The sequence below is a fragment of the Streptomonospora sediminis genome, from assembly GCF_054778995.1.
Genome location: NZ_BAAGYZ010000146.1, coordinates 39581 through 64146 on the forward strand (window position 1 = coordinate 39581; position 24566 = coordinate 64146).

A 24566-nucleotide genomic window follows, 5' to 3' on the forward strand; every position below is an offset into this window, starting at 1 on the left:
AGCACCGGCCGGTGCGGCACGGCACCACGGCACCACGGCCACGGCGAGAGGGGCGCAACCGCGGATGAGCGATGGCCGCGACGACAACGCAGAAAGCGGGCACTTCGACGAGCTGTGGGCACAGCTCGCCCCGCTGGGGCGCAACCGCACCACAGGCGGATACCGCAGGTACTCCTGGGGTCCGGCCGATACCGAGGTGCGCGCCTGGTTCACCGCCGCCGCCCGCGCCCGCGGGCTCGACGTCGAAACCGACCGCAACGGCAACCTGTGGGCATGGTGGGGCGAGCCCGGACCCGAAGCCGTGGTCACCGGCTCCCACCTGGACTCGGTGCCCGACGGCGGTGCCTACGACGGCCCGCTGGGCGTGGTCGGCGCTCTAGCGGCGGTCGACCGGATGCAGCAGCGCGGCCTGCGGCCCCGGCGCCCCTTCGCGGTCGCGGTGTTCGTCGAGGAGGAGGGCGCCCGGTTCGGCGTGCCGTGCCTGGGCAGCCGGCTGCTGACCGGCGCCATCACCCCCGAGCGGGCCGCCGGGCTCACCGACGCTGAGGGGGTCAGTTGGGCCGCGGCCATGCAGCGGGCCGGGATCGACCCCGAACGCATGGGTCCCGACCCCGACCTGCTCGACCGCATCGGCGCGTTCGTGGAACTGCACATCGAACAGGGCCGCGCCCTCGCCGACACCGGCCACCCGGTAGGCGCGGCGTCGGCGGTGTGGCCGCACGGGCGGTGGCGGCTGGACCTCGCCGGACAGGCCGACCACGCCGGCACCACCAGGCTGGCCGACCGCAGCGATCCCATGCTGCCCTTTGCCGCGGCCGTGCTGGCCGCGCGCCGCATCGCCGAGGACAACGGCGCGCTGGCCACCGTCGGCAAGGTGCACATCTCACCCAACGGCACCAACGCCGTGCCCTCGCGGGTGCGCGCCTGGCTGGACGCCCGCGCCGCCGATGAGGCCGCCCTGCGCGCGGTGGTCGACGGGATCGACACGGCGGCGCGCCGCTCCGCAGCCGAGCACGGTGTCACCGTGACCACGTTCCTGGAGTCCAAGTCGCCGGTGGTGGAGTTCGACCGCCGACTGCGCGCCCGCATCGCCGACCGCGTGGCCGGCGGGGACGGCACCGTCCCGATGCTGCCCACCGGAGCCGGCCACGACGCCGGGATCCTGGCCGCGGCCGTGCCGGCGGCGATGCTGTTCGTACGCAACCGCACCGGAATCTCGCATGCGCCGCAGGAGTCGGCGAGCTCGGCCGACTGCCGGGCCGGAGTCGCCGCGCTCACCGCCGTCCTGGTCGACCTGGCCGACGCCGGTCCCGCCCGCGAAGGGAACGCGCTGTGAGCACCGCCAGCGAGGCGGGCGGTGCAGCGGCTGCCGCGCGCCCGCAGCGGTACTGGTGCGAATGGGCACTGCTGGACGCCGCCGCGGGCGCCGCCGCAACGCCCGGCGTGCTGGTCGAGGTCAGTGGCGGCACCATCACCGCCGCCACCCCCCGCACATCCCCGCCCAGCGGCGCCGAGCGGCTGCACGGGCTGACGATCGCCGGGCTGGCCGACGCGCACTCCCACGCCTTCCACCGCGCACTGCGCGCACGCACCGGCGAGGACGGCGGCAGTTTCTGGACCTGGCGCAAGCAGATGTACCGCATTGCCGAACGCCTGGAACCCGACTCCTACCACCGTCTGGCCCGCGCGGTCTACGCGGAGATGGCCCTGGCCGGGATCACCTGCGTGGGCGAGTTCCACTACCTGCACCACGCCGCCGGCGGCGCCCGCTACAGCGAACCCAACGCCATGGGCCGGGCCCTGATCGCGGCGGCGGCCGACGCCGGGATCCGCATCACGCTGCTGGACACCTGCTACCTGGCCGGCGGCTTGCACCCTGAGGGCGGACACGAGCCGCTGGATGGCGTCCAGCTGCGGTTCGGCGACGGCGGCGCCGACGCCTGGGCCGAGCGCGTCGCCGAGCTGCGCTCCGGCGGCCCCGTCCGCATCGGCGCGGCGGCGCACTCGGTCCGGGCGGTGCCCCGCGCCGACCTCGCCCGCATCGCGCTGCTGGGCCCCGGCAGCGACTGGGCAGCAACCCACATCCACCTCGCCGAGCAGCCCGCCGAGAACACCGCCTGCCTGGCGGCCTACGGGCGCACCCCTGCGCGGCTGCTCGACGAAACCGGTTTCCTGGCTGCGCTGCGCCCCGTGCTGGTACACGCCACCCACCTCACCGCCGCCGACTCCGCCCTGGTCCGCGCGGCCGGCGCCGGCCTGTGCCTGTGCCCCACCACCGAACGCGACCTCGCCGACGGCCTGTGCGCGCTGGAGCACCTGGCGGGCGCCCCGTTGTCGCTGGGCAGCGACGGGCACTCCGCCATCGACATGTTCGAGGAGGCCCGCGGCGCCGAAGCCCACGAGCGCCTGCGCACCGGCCGCCGCGGCAACCTGCCCGCGCACCGCCTGCTGCAGGCGCTGCACACCGGCGGCCACGCGGCGCTGGGCTGGGGCGACGGCACCGGCCCCGGCGGCGCGGCCGGGCGCATCGCCCCCGGCGCCCGCGCCGACCTGGTCAACCTCGCCGCCGACAGCATCCGCCTGGCCGGATTCGACCCTGCCCGCGCCGCCGACGCCGCGGTCTTCGCCGCAACGGCCGCCGACGTGCGCCACGTGATGGCCGACGGCCGCTGGATCGTCCGCGACGGAGTGCACACCGCCATTCCCGACGCCGCCGCCCGCATGGGCGCCGCGATCGCGGAGCTGGCCGGTTGACCCCGCGGCGCCCGTGCGGGCGGCCCGCCGCGCCGGCACCGCCGTTGGTGCGGGTGGCGCCGGCAGTGCAGTATGCCTGCCCTGTTTCCGTTGCTGAAAGGAGGGATGCGGCGCCTCCGGTGCCGCGCCGCCGATGAACACGGCCGACCCCGCAGGACCCGAAGGAACCGCAGAAGCCGCAGAAACCGCAGGACCGGCGGCGGCCGCCGTTCCACCGGTCTCCTCGGTACTGGTGGACGGCATCGCCGTCCTCGCCACCAATGATCCCGGGCTCGGCACCGGGCCGCTCGGCGAGATCGCCGACGCCGCACTGGTCGTGGAATCCGGCCGGGTGGCCTGGTGCGGCCCGCGTGCGCAGGCACCTGCCGCCGACGTGCGGGTGGAGGCGGCCGGGCGGTGCGTCATCCCCGGCTTCGTCGACAGCCACTCCCACCTGGTCTTCGCAGGCGACCGCAGCCGGGAGTTCGGCGCCCGGATGAGCGGGCGGCCCTACGAGGCAGGCGGTATAGGCACCACCGTTGCCGCCACCCGCGCCGCCTCCGACACCGACCTGCTGGACAACGCCACCCGCCTGCTGCGCGAGGCCCGCGCCCAGGGCACCACCACCATCGAGATCAAGTCCGGGTACGGGCTGAGTGTCGCCGACGAGGAACGCGCCCTGCGTGTCGCCGCGCGGCTGACCGGCGAGACCACGTTCCTCGGTGCGCACATCGTGCCGCCGGAGTACGCCGGCGATCCCGGCGGCTACGTGGACCTGGTGACCGGCGCAATGCTGGAGGCCTGCGCGCCGCACGCCCGCTGGATCGACGTGTTCTGCGAACGCGGCGCCTTCGACGAGCACCAGGCGCGCCAGATCCTGCAGGCCGGCCGCAGGTACGGGCTGCAGCCGCGGGTGCACGGCAACCAGCTCGGCCCTGGCCCCGGCGTGCAGGTGGCCGTGGAAGCCGGAGCGGCGTCGGTGGACCACTGCACCCACCTCTCGGACGGCGACATCGCCGCGCTGGCCGAATCCGCCGCGCAACCGGAGGCGACCGTGGCGACCCTGCTGCCGGGGGTGGACTTCTGCACCCGCCAGCCCTACCCCGACGCGCGCGCCCTGGTCGACGCCGGCGCCCGGATCGCGCTGGCCGGCGACTGCAACCCCGGATCCTGCTTCAGTTCCAGCATGGCGCTGTGCATCGCGCTCGCCGTCCGCGAGATGCACCTGACACCGGAGGAGGCGCTGCGGGCGGCCACCGCGGGCGGAGCCGCCGCGCTGCGGCGCACCGATGTGGGCCACCTCGCGCCGGGCGCACGCGCCGACATGGTGCTGCTGGACGCGCCCAACCCGGTGTACCTCGCCTACCGACCCGGTGTGCCGATGGCCGCCGCGGTGTGGAAGGACGGCGAACTCGTCGCCGGCCGGCCCTGAGCCCGGCCGCGGTGCCGCAGTGCGCCGCAGCGGCACCGCGGCGGCGCGGCGGCGGCACTGCCGGGCCGCCGACGGATGTGTCAGCGGACCTTACTTCGGCGTAGCACGCCCGAAACCGACTACGCCCATCCTGGAGAGGAGTCAGCGCACCGCCCGAAGGCAGCCGCCGCCTCCCGGCGGGCGCGCGAACCAGCAAAGGGGACCGCATGAGCCTGTGGCGCATCCGCACCGTCGTCGCCGACCGCCCCGGCCAACTCGCCGGGCTGGTCGACGCCATGGCGGCCCAGGGCGGCAACATCGTGGGCCTGTCGATCCACGCCGACGCCGCCGGAGTGGTCGACGAGTTCGTCGTCGATGTGCCCGGCGAGCACCACACTCTGCTGCGCGAGGTCGCGCGGCGCAGTGTCACCGACTCGGTCAACGCCGTGCCCGCACTGCCGCGGGAGGTCGGCGACGATGTCACCAAGGCGCTGCTGCTGACCACCCGGCTGCGCAGCGCACCCAACCGGCTGCCGGAGGCACTCGGCGAACTGCTGCTCGCCGACGACGCCCGCTGGACCAACCCCACCCGTTCGGTGCCGGAGTTTCCCGAGGAGCCCGAGACCACGCTGGTGGTGCCCGTGGGCCCGCTGCGGGGCGTGCGGCTGCGCAGACCCGACCAGCCCTTCACCTGGACCGAAACGGCCCGCGCCGATGCCCTGGTGCGTTCGGTGCTGCCGCCGACAGGGCCGGCGCCCACCGACGGCGCGATCACCACGCACCGCGGAACCGGCCTGGACGTGCGCCAGGCAACGGCGGCCGATGCCGAGGCCATCCAGCGGCTGCACGCCCGCTGTTCGCCGGAGACCACCCGGGGCCGCTACTTCTCCAGCATGCGGCGGCTGTCTCCGCGCATGCTCGGCCTGTTCTGCGACCCCGAACGGGGGCTGACCCTGCTCGCGCGGCCGCTGGGCGGTGCAGAGCCGGTCGCGCTGGCCCACCTGATGTACACCCTCGACCCCGGGGTAGGGGAGATCGCGTTCCTCGTGGAGGACTCCTGGCAGCAGCAGGGCGCGGGCACCGCGCTCGCCCGCGCGCTGACCGCGGTCGCCGCCGACTGGGGCCTGGCCGAGGTCCGCGCGGAGACCGTGGCCGGCAACCGGGCGATGCAGCGCATCATGCGGCGGATGGGCGCCGCGATCGGCCCGGCGCGCGACGGCGTGGTCCAGGCCCGGCTTCCGGTGGCCGGTGCGGTTCCCGCCCGGCGCACGGGCCGGTTGGCGAGCCTGATGACCGAACCGGGTGCGGCCGGCGGCTGACGCGGGGCCGTACCGCGCGGTGCGCCCGGCCGGACCGGGCGGATGAGCTTTCCTGGGAAACGGCGGGGGAGGCCGGCGAAATGGGGCGCCGACCTCCTCCGTTCGTCATGTCCCGGCGCGGGCGCGCAGTGGGGGCGGCGGCGCAGTGGTCGTGCGCCGCCGCCCCGTCACGCTTGCCGCCGCACCCGGCCCGCTCGCAGCGGGGCGGCGCCCCGCCGCGAGCCGGGCGGAAAGCAGGGATGTCAGTTGTCCTCTGCGCCCTCGGAGTCCTCAGAGCCGTCCGAAGAGGCGGAGACGTCGCCGGAGGAGGCCGCGCCGGTCTTGGACTCGGCGGTCTTCTTGGTGGTGCGGCGCTTCTTCACCGGCTGGGAGTAGTCGACCAGCGCCTCGAAGCGGGTCTCGTACTCCTTCTTGCACTCGTCGCAGGCGTCGACTTCGCGGAGGGTGCCCTCCCAGGCGAACTGGAGAACGTCGGTCGCCTCGACCTTCTCCTCCCTCAGGGCGTGGGGGTCGCAATACTTACGCGTGAAGACCTCTGTGACCACGACGATGAGTTCCCTTCGGTAGTGGGTGTGCGTGCACGTACTCGCTGGGGAATCATACACCTGTACGAAGGGTGTAATCCGAAGGTGAGCGCCATCCGCCGGCGCAGGTGCCTGCGCTGAACCTAGTCGCGGTCGCGGTAGACCTCGCGGCGGTGGCCGACCGATATGACCACAACGAGCACACGGTGGTCGTCGATACTGTACAGAACCCGGTAGCTGCCAATACGTATGCGCCAGTAGTCGGTGCGGTTCTTCAGCTTGCGGCAGCCAGTTGGCCGAGGGTCTTCAGCCAGGTTCAGTACGGCGCTGTGGATGCGGCGTGCGGTCGCCTTTTCCAGGTTCGACAGTTCCTTCCTGGCTTGATTGGTGTAAGAGACCAGGTAGGAGGCTTGGGGGTCAGAGCTCACAGACCGAGCTCCTCGGCAACCTGGGTGGCCGGGATGAGCTCCTCGTGCCCCGCGCGGACGGCTTCGAGCCGCTCATCGGCGATCCGCGCGTCCCGCGCGTCCATCAGCTCCTCGTATTCTTCGATCAGTGACATCGGAACGATGGCGGCGGCGGGCTCGTGCTTGTGTCCGCGGGTCACATAGGTGACCTCGCCGCCAAAGGCTGCCCTGTTGACTCTGTCCGAGAAATGGTCGCGGGCTTGTGCAACGGAGAGTTCCTGTGGCTGGGAGGCGTTCTGCGTCCGTATGCTCATGGCGAAAGTATATCGCCATCTTGGCCAAGTTGGCGTAATACGAACAAGGTGTGTCGCGGGAGCCGGACGTGGTATCGACAGCTACGGAAAGTGAGTGTCCAGTGACCAATGCCGCAGGCGGTAACGAGTCATCGATGGATGCCCAGATGTGGGCCGCGCGGGTCGACATGGACGCTGCGGTGCTGGGTGAATACACACAGCGTCAACGACGGGTTCTCGCCCTTGAACATTATTCGGAACTCGCAACGCTGTGGGACTACGAGGGCTGGTTGCGGCGTCATCAGGCCGAGAAGGAAGCGGGATCGGCGGACCCGGAACGTTGAGCTGCGGGTGGCCCACCCCCCGTGCCTTCCGGGCCGCCCGGCTCACTCCACGGTCGCCACCAGGTCCACCAAGGTCTCCAGCAGGTCGGCGCGGGTGTCGTTGTCGTGGGTGGCTTTGGCCCAGGCGGCGGGGACCTCGTCGGGGTTGGTGCGCAGGTGGGTGTCGAGGAACCGGTCCAGGGCCGCCACGGGGTTGGTGGCGTAGTAGACCGGGTTGCGCCGGGCCTGGGCCACCAGGGTCCAGGCGGTGCGGCGCAGCCAGTCGCGCTCCGGCTCCGACAGCGACTCCGGATGCACCCGCTCGGGCGGTTGTGCCGCGGCGGGAGCGGGCGCGGGGTCGGCCACCGGGCGGTAGGGGGCGCTGCGCGCCCGGCCGCGGGCCCGCTCCAGCAACTCGAAGTGCTCGGGCAGTTTCTCGGCGAGCCGGCGCAGTACCTCGGTGAGGATGCGGGCGAGGTCGTGGGCCCGCATGCCCGGCAATGTCTCGGCGAGGCCCACCCGCCGCAGTTCGTCGGCGGTGCGGGCGCGTGCCGGGTCGACCCCCTCGGCGAGTTCGTGCAGCTTGCGCAGGATGTACTCGGCCGTGGGCACCGACACCAGCGGGCGTTCGCGGCACACCGCCACGGCTCGGCCGGCGCGGTCGGCCACCGGGACCGCTCCCGACTCCTGAGTGAACCCGTGGTCGCCCGGCAGCGCGGGGTCGGCGGGTTCGTCGGGCTGCTCATCGGGCAGGTCGACCGCCGGGTGGCCGAAACCCGCCGCCAGCACCAGGGCGGCCAGGGCCTCCTGCTCGACGACGCCGGGCGCCACGTGGTCCGACACCGACCGCTGGCGCGCCCAGCGCCGCGGACGCTCGGAGAACGCGCAACGCAGCGTACTGCCGGACCATTGGGGGAACACCAGCCGCAGCCGCGAGAACGCGCGGTCGGTTTCGGTGTCGCGCAGCGCGAAGACCAGGCGGCGTACCTTGGCCGGCGGGCTTTCGCCGGCCTCCAGCGCCGCGTGGACCTCGGTCATACGGGCGGTGATCTTGGAGTCCGCGGGGCCGCCGTGGCGCTCGCAGGGGCAGTGTTCGCTCAGCAGGCTCAGCGCGGAGTCGAACTGCGCGGCGTGGCGGTCGCAGGTCTGCAGGGTTTCGGGCGTGTTCTGCCGGCGTGCGGGCTCGCAGCGGCCGCAGCCGAAGGCGCGGGTCATGGCGTTCAGGAATGCGGTCGAACCGAAAAGGTCCGTGAACAGGCAGCGCGTGCTCAAGATCCTTCTTCTCCCCGTGGGCACGGGGCTGAGGCTCTTCCCCAGCTCCTCCGGGAAAGTGCATAGAAGAAAGACGGCTGCGCCTGGCGACACACCCACGTCGGCTGGCGCTGCTAGCGCCGCCCTGGCGACGCGCGTGGTCATTACGAAACTAGAACCCGCGCCCGCTTGGAGTCAAGGCATGGTAGGGGTTTCAGCGCCCGCCGGCACCCGCCGGACCGGATCCGCAGCGGGCCGGTACGTGCCGCTCGGTGTGTGCCCCGGTGTATGCCGCCGCGCCGGTCAGTGCCCGCGCTCCTGGCGCCGCCGGTAGTGCTCGGCCAGGTGCGCCAGGTGTTCGGCCAGTTCCTCGGCGGTGACCTCGGGGACCGGGGGCGGCGGCTCGGGGGGGACGCGGGCGCCGCCCGGGTCGGGGCCGCTGCCGGGATCGGGGTCGGGGTCGGGGTCTTGGACGCCGTCGAGGTCGGGGTCGAGCGCCGCCAGGCGGTGGTGCACGTAAGCGTCGAGCCAGACATCGGGGCGCGGCGGCGGCGCGCCGCGTTTCTGCGGGTCGGGGTGGTCGTCTGCGGGACTCATGCGCGGGCGGCTCCGTCCTTCTCGCGTGCGCGTTGCGCCGTTGCCCGGGTCGGCGGTCGGTGTGCCGACACCTCTCGGACGGCCGTTGCGCGATCCGCGCGGGCCCCGGTTGCGGCGGGCGCCGCGGCCGGGCCGGGCAGGACCGCTGCTGTCCGAGAGCTATGGGTGCTCCGGCCCGATCCGGAGGCGCCACGACGGCCGAGCCAGCTCGGCGACAAAGGGGGAGTGACGACGATGCCGCGACGCTGGACGCTGGTGCTGCGTGACCACGCCGACGCCGCCCGGCCCGTGCGCGCCGTTGACTGCCACGGGCTGTTGAACACCTGGTGGCCCCAGCCCGGAACCGAGCACGGCGCGGCCAAAAAGTGGGCCATGAACGGCTGGCCCCAGCCGCTGGCCGACCGGCTGTGGGTATGGTCGCTGACCTGGTTGGACGACCAACCGCCCGAAACCGATCCCGCCGACCTCATCGGCCGCGTGCAGCGCGTGGGCGACCACCTCCTGGAGCCGCTTTCGGTCACCGACGTGCACACGCGCGACTACACCGCAATCCTCACCGACCCCCGCCCGGTCACCGGCACGGCGGCGCTGCACACGCTGAGCCCGGTGGTGAGCCTGGCCCGCAACTACGACGGCGAGGACAGCTTCCAGGCCTGGCCGGGGCCGCGGCTGCTGTTCGGCGTGGTCCACCGCACCCCTTCCGGCCGGCTCAGCGGTAGCGGCGCGGTGGGCGCCGCGGCCCGTTTCGCGCCGCGCGAGGTCGCCGAACCCTGGCTGCGCCGCATCGACGAGGTCACCGCCCGGCTGCGCCGGATGCCCGACGACACCGCACCCATCCGCGCCACCGAACATCCCGGCCCCGCCGGGCGCACTGTGTTGGGCTGGGAGGGCGGTCTGCGGCTGGCGCTGCCCCGCGGCAGCGACGGCCGCCGCCTCGCGGATTTCGGCGCACTGCTGGAACTCATCGAGTTGGCCGGGGTGGGCAAGTACACGGCGCAGGGGTTCGGTGCGCTGCGCGTGGACACGCTCACGGCCGGCGAAGACGCGGCAGCCGGCCGGCGGCGCCCGCACACCCGCGACCGCCGGCGGCCGAGGTCTCCGCGTCCGGTGCACACGGAGATTCAGGAACAGGAATTTGACGGGTTGCTGTTCGACTGACCCCGGGCGCCGGGGGCGGCTGCCGCGCAGCATGCCGGGTCTGCCCGGTGCGCTCGGCCGGCCCGGGATGTTGAGAGGGAAGAATGCGTGTTCCGCTGGTCAACCTGACACCGCACGAGGTGACGATCTTCGATTCCGATGACCGTGTCGTCGTCCGCTGCCCCGCGGCGTCCAAGCCGGTACGCGTGGCCGTCGACCGCTGCGAGATCGGCCGTATCGGGGGCATCCCGGTGTTCTCCGAGGACTACGGCAGGGCGCTGCTGCCCGCTCCGGCCATCGGGGTGTGGTACATCGTCTCGGCTGCGGTCGCCCTGGCCCATCCCGAACGCAACGACCTACTAGTGCCCACCGACCTGGTCCGATCCTCCGACGGCACGATTGTCGGCTGCAAGGCGCTGGGCCGCCGCAGCGGCTGAACACCGCGCGGGCAAGCGCGGCGGTGCCGGCGGGGGCCGGACCGGGCGGATCCGGCCCCAGGGCGCGGTTGCGCCCTCGGGTGCCGGAACCGCCCGTGCCGGTGCGGCGCGCGGGCAGGGCCCGGCGCCTGGGCCAGCCATTCCGTCTGCCGGGGTCGGGCTGGCGCGGGTGTCCGCAGGCGAGCCAGATGTTGGTTGTCAGGGCCGGGGGCAGCGGCCCGGCCGGGGCGGTGCCCGGGCCGGTGCCGGTGCCGATCCCATTCCGTCTGCCGGGGAGGAGTCGGCCCTGGGGGAGCGTCCGTCAACAACTGGCGTTGTTATCCCGTCTACCGGGGGTCGGACGACGAAGATGCAGCCAGGGCCGTTCTCGGAGTGGTCGCTGTCCCGTCCGCCGGGAAGGGGGCTTCCCTGATCGACGCAAGAGACGTGCGGCGGTTGGTGCTATCCCGTCTGCCGGGTAAGGGGCTGGAATCCAGCGCGGCCGCGGCCGCCGGGCTGCCGTCCCAAAGGTTGCTGGGAAGGGCGGGAAGACCCCGGCGCGTTCGGCGCGTGGTTCCATGCCCGTCGTGGATGTATCACCGCTCCTCCTTCCGGCCGCCGCAGCGGCGGAAGCGCCTGCGGGTCCGTTCGCTCGCACCGGGGCCGGTGCGGGCTTAGCGTGGTCGTTCGAGGGGTTCGCAGGGCTGGGTCATGGTCCGTATTGGCGATCACCTCCGACACAGCACCTCTCTCGGACACAGGGGTGAAAAGTGTGGTTTCTGGTTGACCGCGGTAACGACGGACGGCACGCCCGCACCGCTGCGGAGCGGTGCACGACAGTGTGAAATGGACCCATGGGACGGAGAGCGGATCATCCCGACAATCCTGATCACCCGCGCACCGGCGGCACCCCGGCGACCCTGGTGGTGCTGGCCGGCACCAGCCCGACCCCCGCACTGCTGGCCGCGCTGACCTTCGCGCCGCGCAACCTGGTGCTCGTCCACAGCAGCGACACCGCCCGGCGCGCCGACCGCATCGCGACCGCCGCCCGCCGGCTGTGCCCGGCCATCGGCGACGCCCGGCGCTTCGACGTCGGCGGCGACGTCTTCGACTTCCACGCGGTGGCCCGGCGCTTCGCGGCCCTCTCGGCCGACCTGCACGGCGACTGGCGGCTGTGCTACACCGGCGGTAGCAAGGTCATGAGCGCCCACGCCGTACTGCTGCACGCCGAACGCTTCCCCGACCGGCACCGCTGGCGCAGTTACCTCGACGCCACCTCCGAGACCCTGCGCTTCACCGACGGCTCCCGCCACGACGCCGGCATCGACAGCAGCGCCCTGACCGCCGGCGAGCTTGCCTGGCTGCACGGCATCGACCTGCGCCCCGGAGACCGGACCGGCGCCCAAGAAGCGTGGCTGCGCGGCAGGCCCGCCGCGCTGACCAGCGGCGACATGGCCGAAGCCCGGGTGCTCGACCTGTTCCGCCGCCGCCTGGACCGGCTACCCGGCGCCGAGGTGCTGGGCAACCGCGTCATGCCCGACCCGCACAACGAGCGCGGCTCCATCGGCGACTTCGACCTCATCGTGCGCTACCGCCACCGCGTCCTGTGCGTCGAGGTCAAACGCGACCCGTCCCACATCCCCGACGCAGCGGGCTGGACCCTCACCAAAGCGCAGCGCGCCTTCGGCGGCGCCGCCCGGGTGCTGTTCGTGCACGAGGGAGCCAAAGGCGACTGCTCCATCGAGCGTCTCGCCGCCTACGACCCCGAACTCAGCGGCGCACCGCTGCATGTGCGCAGCCTTGACGAGCTCTCCCGCGACTTCGGTACGGCGCGCCAGATCATCGACGGTTTCTTTCCCGCCGCCCCGGCACCGCCGCGGACCCCGACCGCCGGGCCAACGGGCGGCGCAGACGGCACCGATCCCGCCTCCCCGGCGCAGAGCGCGGGCGATGCGCCCGCAGCGACACGCGGCGCCGCACCCGCCGCACCCGCCGCGGCCGGCCCGCAGCAGGCGGCGCCCTGCCCGGCCGCACCCGCGCAGGTCGGCGGCACCGCACCGGAGCCCGCCGCACCAGACCCGGACGCTCCCGCCCCGGCACCGGGGCCGCTGCTGCTGGTGGGCCTGGGCGGCAACCGGCTGCCGGTCCTGGCCGCAGCCCGCACCTGCCTGCCCGAGCGCGCGGTGATGCTGTTCACCCGCCAAAGCGAGAAGGAACTGGCGGCCCTGGACGCAAGCGTCCGCCGCACCCTGCTGGCAGCAGAGGAACCCGCGGAGTTCCACCGGCTCAACCGGCGCCGCCTGACCGCCAGGCTGCGCCGCGACGGCTACCCCGAACGCGTCAAATTCGCCGAAGCCGCCGTGGACGCCGCCGACGTCTCCGACGCCGCCGCCCGCGCCCGCGCCAAGATCGACCAGTACCGCCGGCCCGGCGCCCCCGTCGTCGCCGACATCACGACCGGCACCAAGGCGATGAGCACCGGCCTGGCCCTGGCCGCCCACGAGCGCGGCGGCTGCCTGACCTACATTTCGCCGCTGACCCGCCGCGTCTCCTGCCGCACCCACGGGCCGGTGGGCCACCACCCGCCCGCCGCCGTCGAATGGCGCCACCTGCTGCGCGGCTACCGCTACCTGGACGGCCCCCTCACCGGCGCCATCGCCACCGAGGTGGCCGCCCACCAGGTCGACGCCCCCCTCATCGACGCCGCCGCCGAAGCCGTGCGCGAGCTCGCCGCCCCCCGCGAAGTCGCCGCCTGGGTCGACGAGACCGCTGTGGCAGGTGCACCGGCACTGCCGCAGTACTCCGCGCCGCAGCGCCCCACCCTCATCCTCACCGCCGCCGACCGCGCACTCGCGCTCAGCGCCCCCCGCCGCACCCGGCTGCGCCACTTCACCTCCGGCGGCATGCACCTGGAGCAGGACACCGGTGCCGGAGGCTGGGCACACGACGTGTTCGCTTCGGCGGCACTGCTCAACGTCCGCTGCGGCACCGCCGGGCTGACCGTCGCCCTGCACCGGCCCGGCGACGGCGACCCCGGCCGGGCGCTGGAGCTGATCGACTGGTTCTCCTGGTGGCGCGCAGCCGGCGACCGCGACCGCACCGCCGACGATTCCGCACCGCCCGCCGAGCTGATCACCGGCCACGAGGACACCCGGCGTCCGAGAGTGGTATCAGCCGAGCCGGGAACATCCCGGTTCCGCGCCGCGCTGCACGCCCACCTGTCCGCACTCAGGCTGTGACCCCGCCAGGAGGCAACCGATGAGCGCCGCCGTACCCGCCGCCGCGCGCCGGGCCGCCCCCGCTCCCGCCGCCGGCGCGGGCGGGCCGCACGGGGTGGTCGTCGGGGTCGACCTCGCCGGCATCCAGCGATTCGTCTACGAAGGGCGGCGGCTGCTCGACGCCATCGGCCGCGCCACCCTCGTCGCCGACCTCACCGACACCGCCGGCCCCCACATCGCCCCGCTCCTGGGCGAAATCCCCGCCGAACACCGCGCAGTGCTCCGCGACGCCGGCGGCGCGCTCTACGTCGCCTTCACCCACCCGCAGCAGGCGGCCGAGCACGCCCGCGCCTTCACCGGCCGCTACACCCGCCGGCTGCGCGACATCTCCGACCGGCTCGCCCCGGTCGCCGCACACGTGCCCTACGGCGGGCCGGGGCGGCCCGCCACCCAGGCCGAGGCGCTGCGGCTGCTGCCCGGCGCGCTGCAGACCGCCCGCGCGCGCCCCGGGCCCGGCCACCTGCCCGCCCAAGGGTTCGGTGTCACCGCCACCTGCGACGTCACCGGCCGCCCCGCTGAACTGCTCGACCACACCCGCGACCGCGGCCCCGTCCGCGAACGCGCCGCCCGCGACATCGTCACCGCCCGCATCCGCGCCCGCCAGTGGCACGACACCAACAGCCGCGGGTGGCTGCGCGGCATCGCCCCGCCCGCCGGGGCCCAACGCCTGGAACTGCCCACCGACGTCGACCACCTCGGCCGCGAGATCGGCGACGTCAGCCGCCTGGCGGTCGTCCACCTCGACTTCAACGGCCTGGGCGACCTGCTCAAACGCCACCACCGCAACTGCCAGGAGTCCGGCGCCGACACGGTCGCCGCCATGCGTACCGTCTCCGCCGACATCGCCCGGCTGACCGAAGGCCTCGCCCAAGCGCTCATCCGCGCCGTCGCCGCCGCCATCGGCACCGCCGGCACCGGCACCACCACCACCGCCGCCGAACCAGCCATCAGCGGCGAGGGCGCCGGCGGTCGGCTCCGCCCGCGCACCGTGCGCGGCACCGTCTACGTACCCGTGCGCCCGGTCGTGGTGGCCGGCGACGACCTCACCGTCATCTGCGACGCCCGGCTGGCCTGGAGCGCCACCCGCTTCGCCCTCGACTGGCTCGACACCGACCCCGCGGCGCTCGCCCCCGACGACCCGCGGGCGGCCATGGCCCGCCGCGCCGGTCTGGCGCCCTGGACCCGCAATCTGGCCGGCGGCCGCACCACCGGCGTGCCCTCGGCCGGGATCGGCATCGCCGTGCAGCCGGTGGGCGCGCCGCTTTCGGTGGGCTACGACATCTGCGCGGCACTGTGCGACGAAGCCAAAGACCACCGCAAACAGGCCCCCGAACGCCTCGACGACCACGTCGTGGCCTGGTCGCACGACTTCGACGACCCCGCGCGGGTCGTCGCCAAGCTGCGCGCCGACCGGTGCGCGCCCGCGCCCGGCGGCCCCGGCCGCACCGCCTTGCCGATGACCGGCACCGAGTTCCACTCGTTCCTGCGCGACTACCTCGACCCGCAATCGCCGGGCAGCCTGCGCGCCGCAGGCCTCAGCGGCCAGCGGTCCTGGCTGCTGTCGCGGCTGGCGCCGCTGCTGCAGGACGGCCGCGACCCCGGCCCCGAACTCCAGCGCCGCAGCGACCTCGGGCTGCCCGTCAAACTGCCCGATCCCTTCGCCCGCGACCGCCTGCTGGATGCACTGGCACTGCTCGACCTGCACCTGGACGTCCCGTTGGCCCGCCACGCCCGCGCGGCCGAAAAGCCGGCCGCCACCGCCGAGGACACGCTCCCATGACCCGTACCCCGCCCGCCCCGACCACCGGCACCGGCGGCCCCGCCCGCCGGGACACCCCCGCATTCCTGCTCGTCGACCTGGTGGCGCCCGCCATCTTCGCCGGCGCCAGCGCCGCCGGCACCGCCGCCGACTCCGACGTGGTCACCGACACCCACGGCTTGCCCTACCTGCCCCGCCAGCGCATCGCCGCCCGGCTGCGCGAGGCCGCCGCCACCGCCGTACGCGCCGAGCCGGCACTGCTGCCCGCCGCCCACGCCCTCTTCGGGGCCTCCCGCCGCCACGGCAGCGGCCGCATCCTGCGCATCGCCCACGCCGCACCGCCCGAACCCGTGCGCGCCGCCGTGGCCTGGGCCCTCGAACAGCGCGCCGCCGGCGAATCCGGCGGCGGCGCGGGCACGCTCGTGCGCGCAGTCACCGACGCCTTCACCTCCGTCGAAAGCGGCGTGGCCATCGACAGCGGCGGCGCGCCCGCCGACGCCCGGCTGCGCACCGTCCGCGTGGTCGACCCGGGGCTGCGGCTGACCGCCCCGCTGCGCTGGACCCGCAGCCCCGAACCCGACGAAGTGCGCTGCCTGGCCCGGGCCGCGCTCGCCTTCACCCAGGCCGGGCTCAAGGCCGGCCGCGGCCGCGGCCGGCTCGACGCCCGCCTGGCCGAAAACCCCGACACCGACGCAACCGACGCCCACAACCGCACCCTGACCTGGGCGGGAATCGGCGGCGATGCGGCTGTCCGAGAACAAGGGGTGTGACGATCGCCGACCTCCATCCCGATGGCCGCACCGGTGGCGCGGGCGGAGTCGAGCACGCCTACCTCGGGCTGCGCTACGTGCTCACCGAATCACTCGTTGTGCGCTCCGATTACGATCCGCTGCGCATCACCACCGCCCACGCCGTCACCGGCCGCGCCCAGCGGGGCATGCTCGCCGCCGCCCTGCGCCACGCCGGCCGCGACGACCTCATCGAACCCTGGATCGCGCGCGGCGGCGCCATCCGTTTCGCACCGGCCTTCCCGCTCCTTGAGGACTCCTCGGTCTGCGCCCAGACCGTGCCCGCGCCGCGCTGCTGGCACGTGCACACCGCCGATGCCGGGCCCGCCGACCGCCTCGCCGACCTGCTGGCAGCCCCCGCCGCCCCCGGAACCGCCTACCGCACCCTCAGCGGCCACGTCACCCCCGATCTCACCCGCCGGGCCGCACCCCTCACCCGCACCGAGCAGTACCTGGGCGTGGCCCGCCGCGACGCCGGCCGCAACGGCATCCCCTACTTCACCACCAGCCTCGAACCCGGCCAGGTGTTCGAGGCCCGCTGGCAGTTGCGGGCCGCCACCCCCGATCGCACCGCCGAACTCGCCGCCCGCATCTGGGAGGTCCTGGCCGCCGCCGACGGATTGCTCTCCCTTGGATCGGGCGGCAGCCGCGCGCACGGCGGCGGCATCCGCGCCACCCCCTCGGCGGGCGCCGCCGACACCCTGCTCGCCGACCGCCTCGACACCGGCCGGTCCACCTGGCGGCGCGGCGAACTCCGCGACCTGCTGCTGCTCGCCCCCGCCTGCGTCGACGACCACCTCGGCCGCCCCAACCCCGCTGCCCTGCCCAGCGCCGCCGCCCGCACCGCCGCCGCGGTCCTCGGCCCGCAGGCGTGCGAGATCGCGGGCGCCCACCTCCAGCAGGAGCCGGTGGGTGCCTACCACCGCATGTACCGCGGCCCCATGGCCGAACAGTGGGCCGCCGCCCCCGGCTCGGTGGTGCGGTTGCGCGCGCTTCGCGACATCGGCCTGGACGAAATCCGGGCGATCGAGTCCCGCCCGCTGGGCCGGCGCGCCGCCGACGGCCACGGCGCCGCCGCCCTGATCCCGGTCCCGGCACCCCGCGGCGTGCCGGCCGACCATCCGCCGCTGGCGCACTCGCGCGCCGCCGCCACCGATTCCGGACGCCGCTACGCGGCGGCACCGCATGCGCCGGATCCGGAGAGGACGGAACTCCGGATCCGGCCGGTCACCCTCGCCGACGGATCACCGGTGTGGGTCGACCCCGAATGGGTCAGCGCCGAGGCCGCCGCCGCTCCCGCGGAGTCCCCGGTCGCCCGCCTGCAGGACATCCTGCTCAGCCGCGCGGCGGCCGAACCCGTCCGGGCGCACGCCCGCGACCTCGCCCGCCGCTCGGCGCGGCTCCCGCCCGCACCGCTGCTGGGGCGCCTGCGCGAGGTCGCCTCCGCGCCGGCGCCCGAGGCCGCCATCGGCCTTGCCCGGCTGGCCGGCGTCGTCACCGGCGATCCCGAACGCGCGGCCCCGCACACCCCGCTGCACGCCGCCGCCCGCGCCGACCTTGAGGCCACCGCCGTGCCGCACGGCCGGCGCGAACTCGCCCTGCCCAAATGGCTCGACAGCGCGGCGCGCAACCCGCGCGCCTGGTGGGAACGCGCCGCACCCGACCCCGCCGCGCTCGCCCACGCCCTGGCCCCGGTCGACCTCGCCTGGCAGCGCGGCGATGGCGACACCGCCACCGGCGCGGCCGTGGCCTGGACCGACCGCCCCGAGGTCGTCGCGCGCCTGGCGCTGCAACTAATCGGCACCTGGCTGGCGGCCGCCGCATGGACCGGGCGCGACACCGCCCAGCAGCGGGAAGGGGCCGTGTAATGCACCGCGCGCCCCGGCTGCACGGCGGCCCGCCCACGCCCACGTCACCCCCCGATTCCCGGCCCACCGCCGGCCGGCGCCCCTGCCCGCCGGAATGCCCACCGCACCCGGTCGCCCCGGGCCGCACGGCAACCGGCGCAGTCACCTCTGCGCCCATCGGACAACCCGCGTACCGCTGCGTGCAGCTCGCCACCGCACGACCCACCGGACACAACCCGGGCGGACCGCGGTGACCGGGCCCGCAACGCAGGGCAGCGGCTCCGGCCACGTCCCCACAGAGACCGCCGCCGAAGACGAGCCTGCCGGGGGACCGCTGGGGGGCCTGTCCGAGGCCGGGGCGCCGGGTGGCTCGGGCGCCGTTGGCGCTGGTGGTGGCGCGGTGTCCACCGGGGCCGGTGCTGTCGACACCGAGGGCATAGCGCGCCTGGTCGGCGCCGCAGGTGCCGCATCCTCAGCTGCTGATCGGCCCGCCGCGGGAACCTCGTCGCGCGGTGCCGCGGGCGGTGGCGGGCCCGGTGCTGATTCCTGCGAACCCCACGGTCCCGACGACCTGCCCGACCTCCACGATCCGGATGATCCCGACTCTGCGGACCTTCTCGACTTCGCTGCGGGCGACGCCGTTGGGCCGTTGGCGTTGTGGGAGCTCACCGCACGCATCCGCCTGCACAGCGATACCCACATCGGTTCGGCCCACGACACCGCCCGGTCCTCTGCCGATATCGCGCCCCTCGACCGCGATCCCCGGACCGGGCACCCGCGCCTGCGTGCCACCACGCAGGCCGGCCTGCTCCGCCGCCATCTGGGCGAACGCCTCGGTCCCGAGGGCGCCGCGGCCGTGGCGGAACTGTTCGGCCAAGCGGCGCCGCGCAGTGCCGAAACCGGGACCGGTGCCTCGCTGCCCAGCGCTCTGGACATCGACGATTCCTTCGCCGAACTCCCGGCCGAGGCCGGTGTCGATGTGCGTGCAGGCAACCGTGTCGACCCCGGCAGCGGCGCCGCCGCCCCCGGCGCCCTGTGGCGCATGGAGATCCTGCCCGCCGGCACCGCCTTCACCCTCACTCTGCGGCTGCAGGTCACCGACACCGGCTCCGAAGGCAGGCTGCTCGCACTCGCCGCACTGGCAGCCGAAGGCCTCGCCGGAACCGCGTCCGCTCCCGGCATTTCCATCGGGGCGCGCACCGCGCGCGGTTACGGCGCCGTGCACTGCGAGGCCTGGCATGTCCGGCGCCACGATCTGTGCAGCCCGCAAGGGTGGGCCGACTGGTATGCCTTGACCTGGCAGCAGCGCCGCGACCGTGCCCTCCGCTCCCTGGACGGCCGGGTCGGCGCGGATTCCCGGCACGCCGCGGCTTCTCCAGCCGCACCGGGGGACACGGCCGCCTTGGGCTACCCGGCCGACCCGGAATCCGGGCCCGGCGCAGCGGCAGGCGCCCTGTCGGAGCTGATCTCGGACCGCTTCGCCGCAGACCCCGATCTCGCCGCCGCGATCGGCGGCGACTACACCCGCACCCTCGCCGAGCACGGCGCCGACAACCGCAGGCGCGACGAACTCGCCCTGACCCTGCGGCTCGCCGAGCGCCCCACCGACTCGTTCCTGGCCCCCTCCCGGGCACGCGCACCCGCACCCCGGCCCGGCCTGCTCATGGTCGGCGAAGCTCCGCACCTGGAATCCCTGGGCGAGGTCGACCGCGCCCACCTGCGCAGGCCCGCGGTTGGTGGCGACGGCGCCGTGCAATGGCGTCCCACCCTGGGCGATACCGCGCTGTTCGCCCTGTTCAAACGGATGAGCCGGCGCCTGGTGCGCGACATCTCCGGCGAGTCCGGCACCGCAGTGGAGGACTGGCCCCGCGACAGCCCCGCCCGCCGGCTGCACGCCCGCTGGTGGGGCGGCGACTCAGGCACCGGCGGCACCGCCGAGGCATCGTCCATCCGGCTGCGGCGCGCCGCCGAACTCGTCGGCGGCACGCCGCAGCGCACCACCCGGGTCACCATCGACGCGCTCTTCGGCGACTCCGTCGACGCCAGCCTGCTCACCGACGACGTGCACGCCGGCGGCACGGCCGAGGTCGTCCTGGACATTCCCGATCCCGACGACACCGTGCGCGGCCTGCTCGCCCTGATCGTCCGCGAACTGCACACGGTGCCGATGGACGGCATCGGCGGCGGCACGGGCGCCGGGCATGGCCGCGTCACCGTCACCGGCGCCGTCGTGACCTGCTGCGGACCCGGCGGCACCGCCGAAACCATCGACCTGGTCGCGGCGGTCGACAACCCCGGCGGTCCCGACCGCGCCGCCGCCGCAGCCTGGGTCGCGGCCCTGCACGCGGCCCTGGCACCAGGCACGGGGCAGCCGCGCAGCGGCGGCGGCCGATCGTGATGCCACGGGCCGCGATACCGATGGCCGGGGCCGCGCACCGGCCCGGTGAGCCGGTGGGCGACCGAGTCGCTCGCCGCCCACGTGCCGGGCCCTTTTGTACGGGGCCGTGCTCGGTGGGCCGGTGTCCTGGTGTGCGGTGCTTCGGTAGTCCACTTGCGGTGTTCTCCGGGCCCCGCATGGGCGCAGCGGCACGCCCGCTCGCCGGGGGATGGCCGGCAGGCGACCACGTGCGCCTTCGCACGCCCCCCGTTCGGCGGCAACGGCCAAGCCCGCCGAACCCGGCCAGGGACCGCACACCCGCCCGCCGGGCCGGCCGCCACCCCCTTCAGCCGGGAACCGGCGCATCCGATATCCATGCAAGGGAAAAACGAGCGGACCCCAGTGGGCGCGCGGCCGTGCAGCAGCGCGGGGTTCCTGTGGCGGCACGCCGGCATGAACCCGTGCCGCGCCCCGCGGGTGCCTGTCCGTTGCCGCCGCTGTCCCGAAGGAGGGCGTAGCCCGATGGATCTCGAACTCCCCGAACTCCCCCTCCCCGAAGTCCCCGACATCCCCGAGCTTCCCGAACCGCGCGGGGCCGACACGGTTTCGCTGGGTGAGGAGGCCGCGGCGGCCGTCATCGGCGACCTGTTCGGCCGCGGCCGCCGCGCGGGCGCGCTCCAGGAGCTCGCCCCCGGCGAACCGCAGTGGCTGCTGGCCGAGCTCGGCGACGGCCGGATCACCGGCGCCTGCCCGCAGCACGCCTGGCGGCTGTCGTGCACCGACCCGCAGATGGCACCCCTTTCGGCGCCGCCGCTGGATCCCGCAGGCACCGACTCCTGGCGGCTGCTCAGCGCAGTGGTGTTCTCCCCGTCGGCCCAGATCCACATCGGCGAGGCCGGCGAGGGCGCGTGGGCCACCCGCGACAGCGACGACGCCGGCTCGCTGCCGCCGTGGCTGCAGCCGCGCGACCGCTCGTTCCTGCTCACGGGATGGCGCGCCGGGCACCGCTCCAGCCGCGACCTCGGCGGCGCGGTCCCGTTCAGTATCGGCCGCGAGCTCTCCGGAACCGCGGCCTGCCACCCGGTGAGCTGGCACGACTTCGACATCAGCGGCTCCGGCACCGCATCCGCCGCGGCCGCAGCGGTACCCCCGGCCGTCGGGAGCTGGCTGAGTGTCCGAGAGTACTGGGCGGAGGATTCCGAGACAGGGGCGGTCGGGGTGGCCTTCCACCGGCTGACCGGATACCACGCGGGGCCCAAACCGACCCCGCCGGTCGGACTCGGCACCGCCGACGATGTGCAGAACGACTAGGAGGGCAGCGTGAGCGACCAGCCCCCTTCCGGAACCCCCCGGCCCACTCCGGCCGCAATGCCGCGCCGCCGCGCTTCGGTCGCCGCGCGCCGGTCCGCACCGCTACCCCCCGGCGGTCGCCCCAGGCGCCGCGACGAGCGCGGCGGCGCTTCACCGCCCGCTGCACAACCGCCCGACCCCCTGCGCGATCACCAGGCGCTGGCGCCTTACGGCCTGGTGCCGCTGCCCGAACGCCCCATGCCCGCCGAACGCCTGCAAGAACCCGTGCTGCGCCAGGGCACGCCCCAGCAGCGCCTGCTTGCCGGGCACGACCACCGGATCCCCGGCACCCACACCGGGTGGATCGACCTCACGGTGCGCACCCTCACCCCCACCTTCGTCGGCGCAACCCGCGACGGCGGCACCGAACGGTCGCTGACCATCGACGGCCGCCCGGCGCTGCCCGGTGCCTCGCTGCGCGGGCTGATCCGCAACACGGTGCGGGTCCTTACCGGCGGCGAGACCGGCCCGGTCAACACCCCGCAACTGTTCTTCCGGGCACCTGCCGCCTCACACAGCAACCGGCGGGCACGCCATGTAATGCGCAACCTGAACAAGCAGTACCGCCGCCGCGGCGGCGCCCCCTCCAAACCGCCCGGAACCCCGGTGCAAGCGGGGTTTCTGAGCCGCAGCACCGGCACGGGCGAGGGCGGGGCCGGCTGGGAGATCCACCCGCTGCCCCTCGACCGGCCGCTGCAGATCCGCCTCGCCGATTTGCGCGAGGACCTGCGGCGGTTCCCGGGACTGCCCGAATTCGAGCTCCCGCCGCACGAATCCGGCGACAACGGCGCCGGCGGCTACATCCCCGCCGAATTCCACGGCGAGTTCCAGTACCTCGATGTGGTCGCCCTGTACCCGCAGGTGCAAGGGCGCACCGTCGGCGAAACCCGGTACTGGGCGATGGCGGTGCTGCCCCCCGGTGCCGAACCCGCGTTCGGACACCGCGAAGCCGCCCGCGACCGCCTGCGCGAACGCTGGCTCCAGAAGCGCAACAGTGCCGAAAAGGCGCTGCGCAGCGCCGCGGGCGAGCGCGCCCGCAGCTCGGCGCGCGGTCGGCGCAACGACTTCGACCGGGCGCTCGACACCCTCGACGACATCGCCTTCACCGCCTGTGACTGCGTCCTGGTGCTCACCGGTGTCGCCGGCGAACGCAAGAACGCCTATCTGTTCCCCACCGGCACCGACCCCGAACGCCGGCTGCCGGTGCCCGCCCACCTCGTGCACCTCGTCGAATCGGCCGACCAGATCACCCGGTTCCAGGCCCGGAACTTCCCGGCCGGCCTGCCGGGCAGCGCGGCCCGGTCCCTCGACACCGGCCCCCAATCCCGTCCGGGTTCCCGCCCGCGCCCGCGCGAGGGCGGCCTGCCCCGCACCGGCGGCGAACCGGTCTGGTACCAGGAGTCCGAAGGGCGGGTCGTATCCTTCGGCCGCTCCGGCGGCTACCGCGTCGCCGTCGGCGAATTCGACCCCGTCAGCCGCGCAGTCCCCGACCAGGTGCACACGCGCCTGCGCACGCGCGGCGAGGGCACCGGCCGCACCCCCGACATCCCGCGCGCCCTGTTCGGCGACATCGATCTCCTGCCGCCCGGCGACACCACCGGGCCGGCCGCCCGCGGACGCGTCTCGGTGGGCTCGGCGCTGTGCGAGGACACCGCAGATCCCGGCGACGCCTGGCTGGAGCACCCGCTGCGGGTCGAACTGCTCTCGCCCCAGCGCAGCTGCTTCGCCAACTACCTGCTCCAACCGGTATCGGAGACCTCCTTCGGCCAGTCGCCCGAACTCGTCACCTGGTCGCACGAGGGCGACGTCCGGCTGGGCGGCTACAAGATCTACCTGCACCGCTACGACCCCCTGCCCGCCTCCGCCCGCCGCTACGCCGAACTCCACCCCGACCGCGTGGCCGAGGGCGCCACCACCCGCGATGTCGTGCCCATGCGCGATGGACTCGCCTTCCAGGGGCGCATCACCTTCGCCAACCTCACCGACGCCGAGGTCGGCGCACTGCTGCGGGCCCTGCACCTGGGCAACCCGGCCGGCGGCGGCGATCCCGCCGACCCCCTCTACGCGCACAAGATCGGGCTGGGCAAGGCCCTGGGATTCGGCAGCGTGCACATCGCGCCCGCGCTCTACCTCGTCGACCCCGCCGAACGCGCGGCCTCGCTCGATCCCGGCGCCGGGGTCTCCTGTGTCGGTGATGAAGGCATGCAGAAACTGCTCGACACCTTCGGCGAGGCGCTGCTGACCTGGGAACGCGAGCAAAGTGTGCGCACCGGCGAACCCGTGCCCGACGACTGGAGCGACGTCCGCCGCGTCGAGGCCCTGCTGCTCGCCGCGCAGTGGCGCCACCGGCTACCCGAGAGCTGGACCCGTGTCATGGACCTCGACGAGTTCGCCGTCTACCCGGTACTCCCCGATTTGCAGACCCGTTTCGCCGCCCACGCCCGGTTCGCCGATCCCGGCACCGGGTGAGCCCCTCGCGGCGGCGCCGTGACCCCGCGCCGCCGCACCCAGCCCCATCCGATACCCCTTAGAGCGCCCATCGAGGGCATAGCAGCACGTCCGCCCGGTAGCGCCTGCGACCGGCAGAGCCACGACCACCGACCACTACCGACCACCACCGGCCCGAAACCGCATCCACCCCACGGACCGTTGCAGTGCACACCGCTGCACTGCCGACACGACACGACTCCACTGCGAACACCGCTCCATTACGCAGCCCCGCACGCCGCCCGCCGAGGGCATAGCAGGGCCATGGC

General features: G+C 74.7%; 19 protein-coding genes. 14 read left to right on the forward strand and 5 right to left on the reverse strand.

Translation table 11 applies throughout. From position 1 onward, the window contains the following. Nucleotides 1–64: 64 nt before the first annotated feature. The 4 genes from ACYVD5_RS27265 (at nucleotide 65) to ACYVD5_RS27280 (ending at nucleotide 5463) form a co-directional block, all read left to right on the forward strand. Nucleotides 65–1336: an allantoate amidohydrolase gene (locus tag ACYVD5_RS27265; RefSeq protein ID WP_461004027.1), complete on the forward strand. Its 1272-nt coding sequence runs from the start codon at nucleotides 65–67 to the stop codon at nucleotides 1334–1336. Continuing rightward, a complete protein-coding gene (locus ACYVD5_RS27270) occupies nucleotides 1333–2754 on the forward strand; it encodes a formimidoylglutamate deiminase (protein WP_461004028.1) in 1422 nt (473 codons plus the stop codon). The genes ACYVD5_RS27265 and ACYVD5_RS27270 overlap by 4 nt, the downstream gene beginning before the upstream one ends. A gap of 133 nt (nucleotides 2755–2887) precedes the next feature. Further along, a complete protein-coding gene (gene hutI / locus ACYVD5_RS27275; protein WP_461004029.1) occupies nucleotides 2888–4165 on the forward strand; it encodes an imidazolonepropionase in 1278 nt (425 codons plus the stop codon). A 206-nt stretch (nucleotides 4166–4371) separates the two neighbouring features. Continuing rightward, nucleotides 4372–5463, forward strand: a complete 1092-nt coding sequence (locus ACYVD5_RS27280) for a GNAT family N-acetyltransferase (RefSeq protein WP_461004030.1) — start codon at nucleotides 4372–4374, stop codon at nucleotides 5461–5463. A 242-nt stretch (nucleotides 5464–5705) separates the two neighbouring features. On the opposite strand, the gene ACYVD5_RS27285 is transcribed toward ACYVD5_RS27280, so the two are convergent. The 3 genes from ACYVD5_RS27285 to ACYVD5_RS27295 form a co-directional block, all read right to left on the reverse strand. After that, nucleotides 5706–6008 (reverse strand): hypothetical protein, encoded by a 303-nt coding sequence (locus tag ACYVD5_RS27285; protein ID WP_461004153.1) that lies wholly within the window; start codon nucleotides 6006–6008, stop codon nucleotides 5706–5708. A 122-nt stretch (nucleotides 6009–6130) separates the two neighbouring features. Beyond that, complete coding sequence (locus ACYVD5_RS27290) at nucleotides 6131–6415, reverse strand: type II toxin-antitoxin system RelE family toxin (RefSeq protein ID WP_461004031.1); 285 nt, start codon at nucleotides 6413–6415, stop codon at nucleotides 6131–6133. After that, nucleotides 6412–6708 carry an antitoxin of toxin-antitoxin stability system gene (locus ACYVD5_RS27295; protein ID WP_461004032.1) on the reverse strand — a complete coding sequence of 99 codons (297 nt, stop codon included), beginning with the start codon at nucleotides 6706–6708 and terminating at the stop codon, nucleotides 6412–6414. The genes ACYVD5_RS27290 and ACYVD5_RS27295 overlap by 4 nt, the downstream gene beginning before the upstream one ends. 101 nt (nucleotides 6709–6809) lie before the next feature. Between ACYVD5_RS27295 and ACYVD5_RS27300 the strand changes: the two genes are divergently transcribed. Continuing rightward, nucleotides 6810–7031: a hypothetical protein gene (locus ACYVD5_RS27300; RefSeq protein ID WP_461004033.1), complete on the forward strand. Its 222-nt coding sequence runs from the start codon at nucleotides 6810–6812 to the stop codon at nucleotides 7029–7031. A 42-nt stretch (nucleotides 7032–7073) separates the two neighbouring features. Here the strand turns inward: ACYVD5_RS27300 and ACYVD5_RS27305 are convergent, their stop codons facing one another. Both ACYVD5_RS27305 and ACYVD5_RS27310 read right to left on the reverse strand, forming a co-directional pair. After that, nucleotides 7074–8282, reverse strand: coding sequence for a hypothetical protein (locus tag ACYVD5_RS27305; RefSeq protein WP_461004034.1), 1209 nt, complete (start codon nucleotides 8280–8282; stop codon nucleotides 7074–7076). Nucleotides 8283–8564: 282 nt separating this feature from the next. Next, nucleotides 8565–8858: a hypothetical protein gene (locus ACYVD5_RS27310; protein WP_461004035.1), complete on the reverse strand. Its 294-nt coding sequence runs from the start codon at nucleotides 8856–8858 to the stop codon at nucleotides 8565–8567. A gap of 234 nt (nucleotides 8859–9092) precedes the next feature. On the opposite strand from ACYVD5_RS27310, the gene ACYVD5_RS27315 reads away from it, so the two are divergent. The 9 genes from ACYVD5_RS27315 to ACYVD5_RS27355 all read left to right on the forward strand — a co-directional run bounded on the left by ACYVD5_RS27315 (nucleotide 9093) and on the right by ACYVD5_RS27355 (nucleotide 24279). Then, on the forward strand, nucleotides 9093–10016 hold the full coding sequence (locus tag ACYVD5_RS27315) for a CRISPR system precrRNA processing endoribonuclease RAMP protein Cas6 (protein ID WP_461004036.1): 924 nt from the start codon (nucleotides 9093–9095) through the stop codon (nucleotides 10014–10016). A gap of 83 nt (nucleotides 10017–10099) precedes the next feature. After that, a complete protein-coding gene (locus tag ACYVD5_RS27320) occupies nucleotides 10100–10432 on the forward strand; it encodes a hypothetical protein (RefSeq protein ID WP_461004037.1) in 333 nt (110 codons plus the stop codon). An 833-nt stretch (nucleotides 10433–11265) separates the two neighbouring features. Beyond that, a complete protein-coding gene (locus ACYVD5_RS27325; RefSeq protein ID WP_461004038.1) occupies nucleotides 11266–13650 on the forward strand; it encodes a hypothetical protein in 2385 nt (794 codons plus the stop codon). 19 nt (nucleotides 13651–13669) lie between these two features. Then, entirely contained in the window at nucleotides 13670–15469 is a 1800-nt protein-coding gene (locus tag ACYVD5_RS27330; protein WP_461004039.1) for a hypothetical protein, read from the forward strand. Beyond that, nucleotides 15466–16218 carry a hypothetical protein gene (locus ACYVD5_RS27335; protein WP_461004040.1) on the forward strand — a complete coding sequence of 251 codons (753 nt, stop codon included), beginning with the start codon at nucleotides 15466–15468 and terminating at the stop codon, nucleotides 16216–16218. Before ACYVD5_RS27330 ends, ACYVD5_RS27335 begins: the two co-directional genes overlap by 4 nt. Further along, nucleotides 16215–18104 (forward strand): hypothetical protein, encoded by a 1890-nt coding sequence (locus ACYVD5_RS27340; protein ID WP_461004041.1) that lies wholly within the window; start codon nucleotides 16215–16217, stop codon nucleotides 18102–18104. The genes ACYVD5_RS27335 and ACYVD5_RS27340 overlap by 4 nt, the downstream gene beginning before the upstream one ends. A gap of 379 nt (nucleotides 18105–18483) precedes the next feature. Continuing rightward, nucleotides 18484–20481, forward strand: coding sequence for an RAMP superfamily CRISPR-associated protein (locus ACYVD5_RS27345; RefSeq protein ID WP_461004042.1), 1998 nt, complete (start codon nucleotides 18484–18486; stop codon nucleotides 20479–20481). Between the two features lie 501 nt (nucleotides 20482–20982). Next, nucleotides 20983–21771, forward strand: coding sequence for a hypothetical protein (locus ACYVD5_RS27350; RefSeq protein ID WP_461004043.1), 789 nt, complete (start codon nucleotides 20983–20985; stop codon nucleotides 21769–21771). A 9-nt stretch (nucleotides 21772–21780) separates the two neighbouring features. After that, nucleotides 21781–24279, forward strand: coding sequence for a TIGR03986 family type III CRISPR-associated RAMP protein (locus tag ACYVD5_RS27355; RefSeq protein ID WP_461004044.1), 2499 nt, complete (start codon nucleotides 21781–21783; stop codon nucleotides 24277–24279). The last annotated feature ends 287 nt before the right edge of the window (nucleotides 24280–24566 follow it).

Bases quoted from the DNA above. Each gene is read 5' to 3' on its own strand.
- ACYVD5_RS27265 (WP_461004027.1), top strand. From the start codon at position 65: ATGAGCGATGGCCGCGACGACAACGCAGAAAGCGGGCACTTCGACGAG.
- ACYVD5_RS27310 (WP_461004035.1), bottom strand. From the start codon at position 8,858: ATGAGTCCCGCAGACGACCACCCCGACCCGCAGAAACGCGGCGCGCCG.
- ACYVD5_RS27350 (WP_461004043.1), top strand. From the start codon at position 20,983: ATGGATCTCGAACTCCCCGAACTCCCCCTCCCCGAAGTCCCCGACATC.
- ACYVD5_RS27315 (WP_461004036.1), top strand. From the start codon at position 9,093: ATGCCGCGACGCTGGACGCTGGTGCTGCGTGACCACGCCGACGCCGCC.
- ACYVD5_RS27320 (WP_461004037.1), top strand. From the start codon at position 10,100: ATGCGTGTTCCGCTGGTCAACCTGACACCGCACGAGGTGACGATCTTC.
- ACYVD5_RS27280 (WP_461004030.1), top strand. From the start codon at position 4,372: ATGAGCCTGTGGCGCATCCGCACCGTCGTCGCCGACCGCCCCGGCCAA.
- hutI (WP_461004029.1), top strand. From the start codon at position 2,888: ATGAACACGGCCGACCCCGCAGGACCCGAAGGAACCGCAGAAGCCGCA.
- ACYVD5_RS27295 (WP_461004032.1), bottom strand. From the start codon at position 6,708: ATGAGCATACGGACGCAGAACGCCTCCCAGCCACAGGAACTCTCCGTT.
- ACYVD5_RS27330 (WP_461004039.1), top strand. From the start codon at position 13,670: ATGAGCGCCGCCGTACCCGCCGCCGCGCGCCGGGCCGCCCCCGCTCCC.
- ACYVD5_RS27335 (WP_461004040.1), top strand. From the start codon at position 15,466: ATGACCCGTACCCCGCCCGCCCCGACCACCGGCACCGGCGGCCCCGCC.
- ACYVD5_RS27325 (WP_461004038.1), top strand. From the start codon at position 11,266: ATGGGACGGAGAGCGGATCATCCCGACAATCCTGATCACCCGCGCACC.